Below are 12,592 nucleotides of genomic sequence, written 5' to 3'. Positions count from 1 at the left end.
TTCCTCGGTTGGACAGGCGCATTGCGCTGCAGACCCACACTGCACCGTGAGCTACAACTACGGAGGCCCTACGATGAAAAGCAAGCTAGCCTTTGCCACGTTTATCGCTGCAATGTCGCTTAACGTCCTTGCAGTCGACACGAGCAATGTCGTCAAGTCTTACGAACTCAAGGACGGATCCAAGCTGCACATCTTCAAGGACGGCAAGATGGCCATGGAGAACAAATATGGAAAGGCTGTGAGCATGCATGAGGGCAAAGTCATGGAGACCAAGGACGGTAGCAAGATCCTCATGAAAGGCAATGAGGTCTTCCGCCTCGACGACGCCCTGATCAAGGGGCATCGCGAAGGCGGCTAGCAGGCTGCTGAAGTACTAGCCGCGTAAAAAGCGAAGCTTCCCTCTACAAGCCTGAGGGGCTCGCTATTTTTCACAATCCGGAAGCGCGGCGTCACTTCACCGACTTTTTCGTTGATTTGACGACCGTTTCGGGCCTCATCACCACGATTACTGCAACTGTGGGCGGATTTGTCCCAGCGAGCGCATGCGCACGAGGTTGTAGGCGGCCATACTCAGCACAAACATTTGGTCGACCTTCTTTCGACCGCGCACCATTACCTGGCGCATGCGCCCAACGGTCTTGGCCCATCCAAAGCCTTGTTCAATCAGCTTGCGCTTTTGCTGTGAGATGGCATAACCCTTGGTGCCTGCAATGGCGTCGGGAACGGCCGAGCGCCGGCCGGAGGTGTTTTGTGCGACGTGCGGCGTCACCTTCATCTCCAGGCAGGCTTGAATGAACTCGTGCGCGTCGTAGCCCTTGTCCGCACCCACGGTGACTTCCACATTCAGGTCCTCAATCACCTGCCTGGCATCGTTAAGCATGACCTTCGCGGCCTCGCGCTCGGCGTGTCCGTCCGCATTGGTCACCATGGCGCTGACCACCAGGCCGTGGCGGTTGTCGCTCAAGGTATGACCCATGTAGCGCAGTTCACTGGCGGTTTTGCCCTTGCGATACAGCCTGGCATCGGGATCGGTTTTGGACTCGTGCGTCTCGTTGCTGCGCTTTTCACCCTTGAAGTCAGCACCGTCGTTATCGTCTTTGTCGTCGCCATCCTTGCGTACAAAGCTCTTGTGGCCAGCCCACGCCTTAATCAACGTGCCGTCGACGCTGAAGTGCTCGCCCGACAGCCAGTCCTTCTTCTGCGCGATGGCCAGCACTTCGTTGAAGAAGTCGATCACGGCATCGTGCTTGATCAGCCGTTCCCGGTTCTTGCTGAAGACGCTGGGCACCCAGACCACATCATCCATCGCCAGGCCAATGAACCAGCGATACAGCAAGTTGTAGTGCGTCTGTTCCATGAGCTGGCGCTCCGACCGGACGCTGTAGAGCACCTGCAGCAGCATGGCCCGCAGCAACTTCTCCGGCGCGATGCTGGGCCGGCCACCCTTGATATCGGCCTCGTACATTTGCGCGAACAGCCGATCCATCTTCGCCAGCGCCTGGTTCGCCATGGTGCGGATCGGGCGCAAGGGGTGGGACTTCGGCACGAAATCTTCCAGCCGCCGCATGGTGAACAAACTTTCGGTGAAGGTGTCAGCGCCGCGCATGAATGTGGGGTTGTATGGAGTCCTCAGATTAACGCTTCAGCTAGTCGTCGCGCGGACATCCGCTGCCGGTATTTCAGCAGCCTGCTAGGCGTCATTCTCCGGCGGTCTTCTTACATGGCGCCGGAAGTATGATCGTTGAAGGGCTCTTTCTCGAAGGGCCCTTAGCCACGGCCGCGTGCAGTGGCTATTTTTATGACAAGCATGACTAGGATTTCTGTACGGGTGACAAAGCGCCGATCACTTTGCCAGCCGCGGAAACGTCAGGATAAAGCGGGTCTTGCCTGCTGACGACTCGGCCGATATCTTGCCGCCGTGCGCGGCCATGATCGCCTGCGTGATAGAAAGGCCCAGGCCCACGCTCTCGGACTCCGCTCGGGTCCTTGACTTGTCGGCGCGAAAGAACCGATCAAAGATGGACGGCAACAGTTCCGGGCTGATCTCCGCGCCCTCGTTCTCCACGACGATGGTTACATTGCCAGGCTGTTCCCTGGCCTCGACCAGAATCCCCTTGCCTTTAGGCGTGTAGCGCAGCGCGTTCGACAGCAGGTTACTCAGGGCCCGGCGCACCATCAGGCGGTCGCCGACAATCCTCGCTTGGCCTTGAAGGCGCAGGTGCACGCCTTTGTCTTCCGCAAGCGCGTCATAGAACTCGAACAGCGCACGCACCTCGTCAATGACATTGATGGCCTCCTCGTTCGGCAGCGTGATGCCGTGTTCCATCTTTGCGAGATAGAGCATGTCGGAGACCATGCGGCCCAGACGCTGCAGCTCTTCCGCATTGGAGGCGAGCACGTCGCGGTATTTTGCGGCGTCGCGTGGCTGGGACAGTACGACGTGCGTCTGGGTCATCAGGTTAGTGATCGGCGTACGTAGCTCATGCGCGAGATCGGACGAAAACTCAGAGAGACGACGAAAGTCATCCTGCAGGCGCTCCAGCATGGCGTTCAGGGTGGCCGCCAGGTCCGCCATTTCCACCGGCACGGCTTCCACGGGCATGCGCGCATCTAGCCTGTGCGCATTGACGCCGCTGGCGCGTGAGGCCATCATCCGTAACGGCGCGAGACCGCGCCGGGCGGCCCACCAACCGAACAGGCCGCTCGCGACCGCGGCCAGCGTGATATAGAACGCCAGGGATTTGCGGAAGGCGTGCATGAAATGGGCATGGATTTCCGTGTCCATGGCGACCACGACCGTCAACGGGCCGCTTTTCCCCTCCGCAGCACTGGCCAGTGCGCGCATTCCACGATACTCCTGGCCGTTCTGCTCCCAGACAAAAGAGTCTTCGCCCGGCCGCAGCCGGGCGACCGTCTCCAACGCCGTACCGAAATCAAAGCCAGCGGTCGCATACACACCCTGACCCTGAGCGGTTCGGACATGCGCCACGAATCCCGGATGGTGCTCCACCATTTCTCTCAAGCGGGTCGGAAGGCCTTCGACCGGTTGTTCCCCGGCTATCTTCTGGATCAGGCGAATGTTGTCGCCCAGGACCACATAGTCCTCGTTGGCAAAATGATAGTCCATCGCCAGCCAGATCAATATCCCGAGACCCAGCAACACGACCGCGGATGACAGTGAGAACAGGATCGTCAACCGCATTGTCAGCGACAGACGCTGCCTCATTCCTCGCCCTCCGGCATTTCCAGTACGTAGCCCATCCCGCGGACAGTCTGGATGAGCTTGGGCTCGAAATCGTCATCAATCTTCGCCCGCAGGCGGCGAATGGCGACATCGATGACGTTGCTGTCGCTGTCGAAATTCATGTCCCAGACCTGGGAGGCAATCAATGACCTCGGCAGGACCTCGCCGCGGCGGCGGGCCAGCAGTTCGAGCAAGGCAAATTCTTTGCTGGTCAGGGGAATCCGGCGACCGGCGCGCGAAGCCCGCCGCCGCGCCAGGTCGAGCACCAGGTCTCCGACCTGGATGCGGTCCATTGCCAGTTGTACGGTACCGCGACGCAACAAGGTTCGCACCCGGGCCAGCAACTCTGAAAATGCAAAGGGCTTGACCAGATAGTCGTCGGCGCCCAGTTCAAGGCCCTTGACCCGGTCAGCCACGCTGTCGCGAGCCGTCAGAAACAAAACAGGGACGGCGTTTTCAGCGGCACGGATGGTCTGCTGGATGCGCCAGCCGTCAACATCCGGCAGCATCACGTCGAGGATGATGAGGTCGTAGGACTCATTATTTGCCAGGTGCTGGCCGTCGATCCCGTTGGTAGCCAAATCGACGACGAAGCCCGCCTCAGTCAAGCCCTGGCGAAGATACTCGCCGGTCTTCGATTCGTCCTCTACCACCAGCAGCTTCATTGCTAGCCTCCCGATATTTGCACTGCGAGCAAGCGTGCCAACCCTGCTCTTCCTGCGGCTAGTCTAACCAGACGCCGCCTAAGTGACCGGGACATTACCAGAATGTAATGTTGGGGTAAGTTGCCGGTAGCCTCCCTCTCGTTACTCTCAACATGCCGCCTTACGACGCGGCCATTCCAGCAAAAGAGGATTAATTTCATGCGACGCGATCGACCGTCTGGCATTGTTCTGCCCAACCTTCCGCGCCGCCGTTTCGTGCAAGGCCTGGCGGCAGGCGGCGTAATGGCGGGCTTGGCCGGCCTTGACGGCAGCGCTTGGGCGCAGGCAGACGCCCCTCAGCGTGCTGGATACGGCACCGCCCCGGTCCTGCGCGGGACGGAATTTGACCTGGTAATCGCCGAATCGGCGGTCAACTTCACCGGCAAGCCTGGTGTGGCAACCACCATCAACGGCATGCTGCCCGGTCCGACGCTGCGCTGGCGCGAAGGGGACACCGTGACTATTCGGGTCACGAATCGCCTGCGCGAGCCCACTTCGATCCACTGGCACGGCATCATCCTGCCGTTCCAGATGGATGGCGTGCCGGGCATCAGCTTCGCCGGCATTGCCCCCGGCCAGACCTTCACCTATCGCTTCAAGGTCGGCCAGACCGGCAGCTATTGGTATCACTCGCACTCCGGCTTCCAGGAGATGACCGGCGTATACGGCGGCATCGTGATCGATCCTGCTTCCGGCAAGGACCCGATCCAGGCCGATCGCGACTACACGGTATTGCTGTCCGACTGGACCGATGAGGATCCGATGCGGGTCCTCTCGAAACTGAAAGTCCAGGGCGACTATTACAACTACAACCAGCCGACGGTCATCGACTTCTTCCGCGACGTCTCCAGCGAGGGGATGAAGAGCGCACTCGCCAAGCGGAAGATGTGGAACGAAATGCGCATGAATCCGACCGACCTCGCGGACCTCTCGGCTGCAACGCTGACCTATCTGACCAATGGCGTCACGCCAGCCGGCAACTGGACAGGCCTGTTCAAGCCCGGCGAGAAAGTGCGGCTGCGCTTTATCAACGGTGCCGGCAACACGTTCTACGACGTGCGCATTCCGGGCCTGAAACTGAAGGTGGTGCAGGTCGACGGACAGGATCTCGAGCCCATCACGGTAGACGAATTCCGGTTCGGCCCCGGCGAAACCTGCGACGTGGTGGTGGAGCCCCGGGACGATGCCTACACCATCTTCTCCCAAGCCATGGACAGGACGGGCTACGCCCGTGGCACGCTCGCCGTCCGCGAAGGCCTGAGCGCACCAGTTCCGGCAGTCGACAAGCCAGAATGGCTCACCATGGCGGACATGATGGGCGATATGGGCGGCATGAACCATGGGGGCATGTCCATGCAAGGCATGGATCACGGGGGCATGAACATGCAAGCGATGGACCATGGCGGGATGAACCACGGGGGCATGGCCATGTCCGGCATGAACCACGGGACGATGCCGATGGACCACAGCCAGCACGCCATGGCCGGCATGGCGGCGGACAATTCGCTCAAGGTTCCAAGCACCAAGGCGCGCCATGCGAAGACCGAGTACGGCGCCAGCACGGATATGCGCGTGGACATGGCCCGCACCAACCTGGACGATGCCGGCATCGGCCTGCGCAACAATGGCCGAAAGGTACTCACGCTGGCCGACCAGCACACCATCGGCGGCCCCCTGGATGCGCGTGGCCCGGGACGTGAGGTGGAGCTGCACCTGACCGGCAACATGGAGCGCTACACCTGGTCATTCGACGGCGTTGAGTTCGGGAAATCGACGCCTGTCTATTTCAAGCATGGCGAGCGGCTGCGCGTCATCCTCCACAACGACACGATGATGACCCACCCCATGCATATGCACGGGATGTGGAGCGAGCTGGAGGCTCCGGACGGCACGTTCCAGGCGCGCCGGCACACGATTCCGGTACAGCCGGCACAGCGCATCAGTTTCCTGGTCACCGCGGACGCCCTGGGCCGCTGGGCGTGGCATTGCCACCTGATGATGCACATGGATGCGGGGATGTTCCGCGAAGTGTTGGTGGCCTGACTTCTAACTGAATACGCATACGCCATGTACAAGCACACAAGAACAGTCGTCGCCGCCGTGCTCGCTTCCGCGGGCATGAGCGTCGCATGGGCGCAGCACTCCCACACGCCAGACGGCCAGGCCGAATCAACGTCCTCTGGTACAACGGAAAAGGCCAAGGCCGCCTCGCAACCGAAGTCCCCGAGCCAAGCCGGCAGTATGCAAGGCATGGACCACGGCTCAATGCAGGGCATGGACCACGGCTCGATGCAAGGCATGGACCACGGTTCGATGCAGGGCATGGACCACGGCTCGATGCAGGGCATGAACCACGGGTCGATGCAGACCATGGACCAGGGCGCGATACAGACCATGGACCAGGGCTCGAAGCAAACCATGGACCAGGGTGCAATGCAGGGCATGGACCATAGCTCGATGCAGGGCATGGACCATGGCGACATGAACATGCAAGGCGGGAGCGCCCCGCCGGATGCCCGCGATCCGCACGCCTATTCGGGCGGCTACCAACTTGGTGTTGGCCAATACGCCCTTGGACCGACCCGATCGCTGCATATGGCGGACGAACATCTGTTTGCTTCCGTCCTGGTGGACCGACTGGAATGGGTCAAAGGCAACGACAGCAATGCCGCCGCCTATGAGGCCCAGGCCTGGTTCGGCAGCACCTACAACAAGTTCGTGATCAAGGCTGAAGGCGAGGCAGAGAAGGGCAAGGTGCATGAGGCCCGCACGGAATTGCTGTGGGGCCATGCGATTGCCACCTATTGGGATACCCAGCTAGGTATTCGGAACGACGCCGGCTATGGGCGTCCTGCCCGCAACTGGCTGGCCTTCGGTGTGCAAGGCCTGGCGCCGTACTGGTTCGAGGTGGACGCGACCGGATACCTCGGGACCGAAGGCCGGACCGCCCTTCGCTTGTCCGCCGAATATGAACTGCTGATTACGCAGCGTCTGATCCTACAGCCCAGGATCGAGGCCAATTTCTACGGCAAGAACGACCCCGCCGTCGGTATCGGCAGCGGCCTGGCGAATGGCGCCGTAGGCCTGCGCCTGCGATATGAGATAAGTCGTCAGTTCGCACCGTATATCGGTGTCGAGCGTTACCAGACCTTTGGCAATACCGCCGACATGGTTCGTGCGTCCGGCGGCCGTAGTGGCGAAACTCGCTTTGTGGCGGGTGTTCGCATGTGGTTTTGACAGCGTATTTAACCCTTATCTATCCGGAGTTCATCATGCAAGCGCCCCGCTCCTTCCTGCAAGCCACGTTGGCAATCGCCGCCGCGTTGGCCAGTTCCGTGGCTTTCGCACACCCGAAGCTGGTTTCGTCCACGCCGGCTGACAAGGCCGAGGTTTCTGCGCCGCAAAAGATCGAACTGAAGTTCTCGGAAAACCTGATGACCAAGTTCTCCGGCGCCAACCTCGTTATGACCGGCATGCCGGGCATGGCCGACCATGTGCCGATGAAGGTCGCCGCCAACGTTTCCGGCAGCGATGATCCGAAGACCATGGTCGTCACCCCGGCTCAGCCGCTGGTGCCCGGCAACTATCGCGTGGACTGGCGCGCCGTGTCGTCCGATACCCATCCGATCAACGGGAATATCGCCTTCACGGTCAAGTAATCCGCATATGGACTGGGTAACCGTTTCGGTGCGCTTTGCACTCTATTTCGACCTGACGACGCTGTTCGGGCTCCCGCTGTTCGGACTCTACGCGCTTCGCCGCGAAGAGATGTCGTCGCGCATCGGCTCGCGCCATGTGACGGTCACTGCGGTGATCGCAGCGCTCGGCATCCTCCTGTCGCTTGCGAATATGGCAGTGATGGCCAAGGGCATGACCGGCGCATCCGAGTACTCGGAGCTGCAGAGCCACATCTTCGAAATGATTGTGATGGGCACCGATTTCGGCACCGCCTGGACGGTGCGCCTGGTTGCCCTGCTCCTCTGCTTGTTGCTTGCATTGTTTGCCGGCCGGTCGCCGCCATTCCAGTTCGGCGCTCTCGCCGCCACCGCCGGCGTTGCCCTTTCGACGCTCGCGTGGGCCGGGCATGGCGCCATGGATGACGGCGGGCGCCGGTATCTCCATCTCGTCTCCGATATCACCCATTTGATGGCCGCAGGTGCCTGGGTCGGCGCGCTTGTCGCGTTGGTGATGCTGTCAAGGCCGTCGTCGCCGGCAACGGCCGCCTTGCTCAGCCGTACGTCCAACGGATTTGCACAGGTGGGCACGATCGTGGTCGCAACATTGACGGTCACGGGCGCGATGAACTACTGGATGATTGTCGGCCCGACGCTGCCGGACGATCTCTCTCTCACATCGTATGGCGGTCTGCTGATTGTCAAGCTCACGCTGTTTGGCACCATGCTGGCACTGGCTGCAGCGAACCGCTTTAGGCTCGCCCCACAACTCGAACAGGCAGGAAAGACGGGGGATCACGATGGGGCCGTACGTATGTTGCGCCGCAGCCTGATGTTCGAGACCACCGCCGTAACGCTGATTTTGGCTCTGGTGGCATCGCTCGGCGTCCTTTCGCCGACCGGGATGTAATCGGCCAGTAACTCGCAAGGGTATCCCCTCGCAACCGGCCACCACAGCAACTTGCCAAGGAGGCCCGCATGAATCCGACCAAGCAACTATTGCTGGCTATGGCCATCGTTCCATTGGTGGCGCTCGCAGCGGGAAACATGAGGGGCCGGGACGGCCACGGTCAGACCGCCAGCCAGAACGCTGGCAAGCCTGGGGACCCGGCCAGCGTGACCCGCACCGTCAAGGTGGCCATGCATGACACGATGCGTTTCACACCGGACAAGATCTCGGTCAAGGCCGGTGATACCGTGCGCTTCGTTGTCCGGAATACCGGCAAGGTGGAACACGAGATGGTCATCGGGACCAGCAGCGAATTGAGGGAGCATGCGCACCTGATGCGCAACATGCCAATGGCCCGGCATGCCGAGGCCAACCAGGTATCGCTCGCGCCGGGTCAGCAAGGCGTGCTGATCTGGAAGTTCGATCGGCCGGGAACCGTTGATTTCGCCTGCCTAATGCCCGGGCATTACGAAGCAGGCATGGTGGGCAAGGTAACGGTGAAATAGCAGCGAAATTCTCACCGGATCCGGCACGGCGCGCTACTTGCGCGCCGCGTACTGTTCCGTGACCTCCCCCTGAGCGGCTGCGATTTTCTGTGGCCAGGTACTCTTGATATACGCCAGCACGGCGATGATGTCTTCATCGGACAGCGACGGTCCGAATGCTGGCATGTCGCTCACATAGCCAGCCGGTGCGGTAACGCCCGAGACCAGGCCGTTCCTGGTAATAGCAAACAGCACGGCGTCGGGATGATGCCATGTGTGGCCGGAAGCGTCATGCGGAGGCGCCGGCATCCGGCCGTTCGGCAGCCGCTGGCGCCAGTCGGGCTGGCCCTCCAGATTGGCGCCATGGCACGCCCCACACTGCTGCGCGTAGATCTTCCGACCCTGCGCAACCCGTACCGGATCGGCGGCATCGATGCGAAGCTGCCGCGCATCGCCCGCTTTCCCGGCATCGACGGGCGCCTCGAGATACCGCTTAGTTTGCAGGGCAACGGCGGCCGCAGCCGCCGCGCCGAGAGCAATCAGCCCGGCGGTCCGCCAGCGTGGCTTGCTCGAATCTTCCATGTTGGCACCTGACCTGGTGGTCTATCCTTGCCGACCTTAGTTCTTTGAGAACGGCTTGCCGCCAAGATCAACCGTCACAAGATTACCGTCCATCTTGCCCATGCCGGGGGAGTTTGCCGGCATGCCAGGCACTGCCACGCCTTTCACGGCGGGGCTCGCGGCCAGTTTCCTGACCGCTGCCGCGGGCACGTGCCCCTCCACGATCTGGCCGGTACCTTCCAACACCGCGGTATGGCACGAGCTCAATTGTGTCGGAACTCCCAGCTTCGCCTTGATGGCGGAGACATCGCTCGCATTGACGATCTTGGTGCGGATGCCGGCCTCGTTCAGATGCTGGACCCAGGCCTCGCAGCAGCCGCAATTTGGATCCTTGTACACCACCATAGACGGTGACGCCGCATGCGCCGTGACGCCGATCGCCAGCAATGCCGCGGTGAAAAGAAGCTTCGTCATTAAATCTGACTCCTGAGAAATGAATAGGGTCGCCACGGATCTGCCGGCACGAGCCTCAGGTAGCAGCCTTCCTGAGCCGCAACGCATTGGTAATGACCGAAGCAGAACTCAGGCTCATCGCCAGCGCCGCAATCATCGGCGACAACAACAGGCCTGTCATTGGATACAGAACGCCCGCGGCCAGCGGAACGCCCAAGGCGTTATAGATGAACGCAAAGCCGAGGTTCTGCTTCATGTTTCGAATGGTCGCTCGCGAGAGTTGCCGGGCACGGGCAATCCCGCGCAAATCCCCTTTGACCAGCGTGACCTGAGCGCTGTTCATCGCGACATCAGTGCCGGTTCCCATGGCAATGCCCACATCGGCTTTCGCCAGCGCCGGCGCATCATTGATGCCGTCGCCCGCCATGGCTACCACGGCGCCTGCCTGTTGCAGGGAACTGACAAGTTCAAGCTTGTCCGCCGGCTTCACCTCGCCGTGGAACTCGTCAACGCCGAGTTTCCCGGCCACCGCCTTGGCCGTTGCAATCCCGTCGCCGGTCGCCATCACGACACGGATACCTTCTTCCCTCAGTAGCGCCAGCGCTTCGGGCGTGGTGGCCTTGACGGGGTCCGAGACGGCGAGCAGGCCAGCAAGCTCGCCTTCGACAGCGAGATACATGACGCTGGCGCCTTGCGCACGCAGCTCGTCGGCCTGTGTCACGAGCGGATCGATGGGAACTCCTTCGGCTTCCATGAGCACAGTGTTTCCGATCGCGACCTTCCTGCCGCCCAGCTCGCCTCTTACCCCGATCCCGGAGCTCGACTCGAAGCCCTCCGGCTTTTCCAACTGCAGGCCGCGCTCACGGGCTGCTTCAACAATCGAGGCAGCCAGAGGATGTTCGCTGCCCTGATCCAAGCTGGCGGCTAACCGCAGCACGTCCTCCTCGGTATAACCATTTGTGCCGATCGCGCGCTCAAAAACCGGCCGACCCTCGGTGAGCGTCCCGGTCTTGTCGACAATCAGGGTATCGACCTTGCGCAGGTTTTCAATTGCAGCGGCATCGCGGAACAGCACGCCGTTGGAAGCGCCCTTCCCGCTTGCGACCATGATGGACATCGGCGTGGCCAGACCCAGAGCGCACGGACATGCGATGATCAGCACCGCGACGGCATTGATCAGGCCGAACACCCATCTCGGCTCGGGGCCGAAGAGTCCCCACGCGACAAAGGTCAGCACTGCAATGCCGATGACACCGAGGACGAAGACGCCGGCAACCTTGTCCGCCATCCGCTGCATCGGCGCCTTCGATCGCTGCGCTTGCGCCACCATCTGGACAATCTGGGACAGGACGGTCTGGGAGCCGACCTTTTCTGATTGGATGACGAGGCTGCCCGACGTGTTCATCGTGGCACCAATGACGCGGTCGCCGGCACGCTTGGTGGTCGGAATGGGCTCGCCGGTTATCATCGATTCGTCGACCGCGCTGGTGCCTTCCGTTACCACACCATCGACCGGCACCTTCTCGCCGGGCCGCACGCGCAGCAGGTCACCTACGTGGACATGGGTGAGCGGTACGTCTTCCTCGACACCGTCAGGACCGATACGCCTCGCCGTCTTGGGCGCCAGTCCCAGCAGCGACTTGATGGCGGCGGAAGTCTGGGAGCGGGCCTTGAGCTCAAGCAACTGACCCAGCAGAGTGAGGGAGATGATCACCGCCGCGGCCTCGAAGTACACACCGATGCGGCCATGCTCGGCGAACGCCTGCGGAAATACGCCTGGCATGACGGTCGCAATGACGCTGTAGACATAGGCCGCGCCAGTGCCGATTCCGATCAGCGTCCACATGTTCGGGCTGCGGTTGATGATCGACTGGAAACATCGCACGAAGAACGGCCAGCCCGCCCACAGTACGACAGGCGTCGCCAGTGCAAGCTCGACCCAGCTCTGGGTCGGCACCTGCATCCACCCAAGGCGATGCCCGAACATGGCCAGCACGAACACCACGCCAGTGAGCGGTAGCGTCCACCAGAAGCGGTGGCGGAAATCCACCAGCTCGGGATTCTCGCCTTCATCCAGCTCCGGCAACAACGGTTCCAGCGCCATGCCGCACTTCGGGCAGTTGCCCGGGTGATCCTGGCGGATCTCCGGGTGCATGGGACAGGTATAGATCGTGCCCTCGGCGGCAGGCTCCGCCGAGGGCGGCTCAGACGGGATCGTGTATTTGCCCGGATCGGCCTGGAATTTCTGCTGGCAGGACGCGCTGCAAAAATAATAGCGAGCCCCGGCATGCTCGGCCTGGAATCTGGAATCGGCCGAGACGGTCATCCCGCAGACCGGATCCTTGAGGGCCTCCCCCGCCCCGGTGCCAGTGGCAGCCTGCTCATGAACATGGTCATGGTGATGCGCATGCTCGTGATGATGGCCATGATCGGACTGGTCCTGAGCCGGGGTATGTGCACCGGCGCCGTGGCGGCCAGGCTCCGTTGCATCGCGTTCGTTGCTTGTCCTGTTCATCCTGGCT

The 12,592-nt window shown here is 61.7% G+C and carries 12 protein-coding genes; 6 read left to right on the top strand and 6 right to left on the bottom strand.

Annotated elements, in window-relative coordinates:
• Positions 1 to 73: 73 nt before the first annotated feature.
• Entirely contained in the window at positions 74 to 358 is a 285-nt protein-coding gene (gene copK, locus DFLDMN_RS31390; protein WP_205182404.1) for a periplasmic Cu(I)/Cu(II)-binding protein CopK, read from the top strand.
• Positions 359 to 505: 147 nt separating this feature from the next.
• On the opposite strand, the gene DFLDMN_RS31385 is transcribed toward copK, so the two are convergent.
• The 3 genes from DFLDMN_RS31385 to DFLDMN_RS31375 all read right to left on the bottom strand — a co-directional run bounded on the left by DFLDMN_RS31385 (position 506) and on the right by DFLDMN_RS31375 (position 3,909).
• Entirely contained in the window at positions 506 to 1,606 is a 1,101-nt protein-coding gene (locus DFLDMN_RS31385; RefSeq protein ID WP_205182406.1) for an IS5-like element ISRme1 family transposase, read from the bottom strand.
• Positions 1,607 to 1,843: 237 nt separating this feature from the next.
• Positions 1,844 to 3,226, bottom strand: coding sequence for a heavy metal sensor histidine kinase (locus tag DFLDMN_RS31380; protein WP_205182408.1), 1,383 nt, complete (start codon positions 3,224 to 3,226; stop codon positions 1,844 to 1,846).
• Positions 3,223 to 3,909, bottom strand: a complete 687-nt coding sequence (locus DFLDMN_RS31375; RefSeq protein ID WP_423200389.1) for a heavy metal response regulator transcription factor — start codon at positions 3,907 to 3,909, stop codon at positions 3,223 to 3,225. The genes DFLDMN_RS31380 and DFLDMN_RS31375 overlap by 4 nt, the downstream gene beginning before the upstream one ends.
• Positions 3,910 to 4,107: 198 nt before the next feature.
• On the opposite strand from DFLDMN_RS31375, the gene DFLDMN_RS31370 reads away from it, so the two are divergent.
• From DFLDMN_RS31370 to DFLDMN_RS31350, 5 genes are all read left to right on the top strand, one after another.
• A complete protein-coding gene (locus DFLDMN_RS31370; protein ID WP_205182419.1) occupies positions 4,108 to 5,991 on the top strand; it encodes a copper resistance system multicopper oxidase in 1,884 nt (627 codons plus the stop codon).
• A gap of 24 nt (positions 5,992 to 6,015) precedes the next feature.
• Positions 6,016 to 7,185 carry a copper resistance protein B gene (locus tag DFLDMN_RS31365; RefSeq protein ID WP_205182421.1) on the top strand — a complete coding sequence of 390 codons (1,170 nt, stop codon included), beginning with the start codon at positions 6,016 to 6,018 and terminating at the stop codon, positions 7,183 to 7,185.
• Between the two features lie 35 nt (positions 7,186 to 7,220).
• Positions 7,221 to 7,607 (top strand): copper homeostasis periplasmic binding protein CopC, encoded by a 387-nt coding sequence (gene copC, locus DFLDMN_RS31360; protein WP_205182432.1) that lies wholly within the window; start codon positions 7,221 to 7,223, stop codon positions 7,605 to 7,607.
• A 7-nt stretch (positions 7,608 to 7,614) separates the two neighbouring features.
• The gene (gene copD, locus DFLDMN_RS31355; protein ID WP_205182434.1) at positions 7,615 to 8,532 is read left to right on the top strand and encodes a copper homeostasis membrane protein CopD; all 918 of its coding nucleotides are present in this window, start codon (positions 7,615 to 7,617) and stop codon (positions 8,530 to 8,532) included.
• A gap of 68 nt (positions 8,533 to 8,600) precedes the next feature.
• Positions 8,601 to 9,077: a cupredoxin domain-containing protein gene (locus DFLDMN_RS31350; protein ID WP_205182436.1), complete on the top strand. Its 477-nt coding sequence runs from the start codon at positions 8,601 to 8,603 to the stop codon at positions 9,075 to 9,077.
• Positions 9,078 to 9,110: 33 nt separating this feature from the next.
• On the opposite strand, the gene DFLDMN_RS31345 is transcribed toward DFLDMN_RS31350, so the two are convergent.
• From DFLDMN_RS31345 to DFLDMN_RS31335, 3 genes are read right to left on the bottom strand one after another with little or no spacing between them, the layout of a single operon-like run.
• Positions 9,111 to 9,638, bottom strand: a complete 528-nt coding sequence (locus DFLDMN_RS31345) for a c-type cytochrome (protein WP_205182438.1) — start codon at positions 9,636 to 9,638, stop codon at positions 9,111 to 9,113.
• 36 nt (positions 9,639 to 9,674) lie between these two features.
• Positions 9,675 to 10,091, bottom strand: a complete 417-nt coding sequence (locus DFLDMN_RS31340; RefSeq protein ID WP_205182440.1) for a DUF411 domain-containing protein — start codon at positions 10,089 to 10,091, stop codon at positions 9,675 to 9,677.
• Positions 10,092 to 10,146: 55 nt separating this feature from the next.
• Entirely contained in the window at positions 10,147 to 12,585 is a 2,439-nt protein-coding gene (locus DFLDMN_RS31335) for a heavy metal translocating P-type ATPase (RefSeq protein ID WP_275892072.1), read from the bottom strand.
• Positions 12,586 to 12,592: the final 7 nt, after the last annotated feature.

Source organism: Cupriavidus sp. H19C3 (assembly GCF_049393815.1).
Lineage (GTDB): Bacteria > Pseudomonadota > Gammaproteobacteria > Burkholderiales > Burkholderiaceae > Cupriavidus.
Note: the sequence above shows the minus strand (reverse complement) of the source record. Positions and strands in the feature narration are given on the sequence as shown.

What these genes read in the sequence shown, in the direction of transcription:
- copK (WP_205182404.1), top strand. Translation starts at nt 74, where the DNA reads ATGAAAAGCAAGCTAGCCTTTGCCACGTTTATCGCTGCAATGTCGCTT.
- DFLDMN_RS31385 (WP_205182406.1), bottom strand. Translation starts at nt 1,606, where the DNA reads ATGCGCGGCGCTGACACCTTCACCGAAAGTTTGTTCACCATGCGGCGG.
- DFLDMN_RS31380 (WP_205182408.1), bottom strand. Translation starts at nt 3,226, where the DNA reads ATGAGGCAGCGTCTGTCGCTGACAATGCGGTTGACGATCCTGTTCTCA.
- DFLDMN_RS31375 (WP_423200389.1), bottom strand. Translation starts at nt 3,909, where the DNA reads ATGAAGCTGCTGGTGGTAGAGGACGAATCGAAGACCGGCGAGTATCTT.
- DFLDMN_RS31370 (WP_205182419.1), top strand. Translation starts at nt 4,108, where the DNA reads ATGCGACGCGATCGACCGTCTGGCATTGTTCTGCCCAACCTTCCGCGC.
- DFLDMN_RS31365 (WP_205182421.1), top strand. Translation starts at nt 6,016, where the DNA reads ATGTACAAGCACACAAGAACAGTCGTCGCCGCCGTGCTCGCTTCCGCG.
- copC (WP_205182432.1), top strand. Translation starts at nt 7,221, where the DNA reads ATGCAAGCGCCCCGCTCCTTCCTGCAAGCCACGTTGGCAATCGCCGCC.
- copD (WP_205182434.1), top strand. Translation starts at nt 7,615, where the DNA reads ATGGACTGGGTAACCGTTTCGGTGCGCTTTGCACTCTATTTCGACCTG.
- DFLDMN_RS31350 (WP_205182436.1), top strand. Translation starts at nt 8,601, where the DNA reads ATGAATCCGACCAAGCAACTATTGCTGGCTATGGCCATCGTTCCATTG.
- DFLDMN_RS31345 (WP_205182438.1), bottom strand. Translation starts at nt 9,638, where the DNA reads ATGGAAGATTCGAGCAAGCCACGCTGGCGGACCGCCGGGCTGATTGCT.
- DFLDMN_RS31340 (WP_205182440.1), bottom strand. Translation starts at nt 10,091, where the DNA reads ATGACGAAGCTTCTTTTCACCGCGGCATTGCTGGCGATCGGCGTCACG.
- DFLDMN_RS31335 (WP_275892072.1), bottom strand. Translation starts at nt 12,585, where the DNA reads ATGAACAGGACAAGCAACGAACGCGATGCAACGGAGCCTGGCCGCCAC.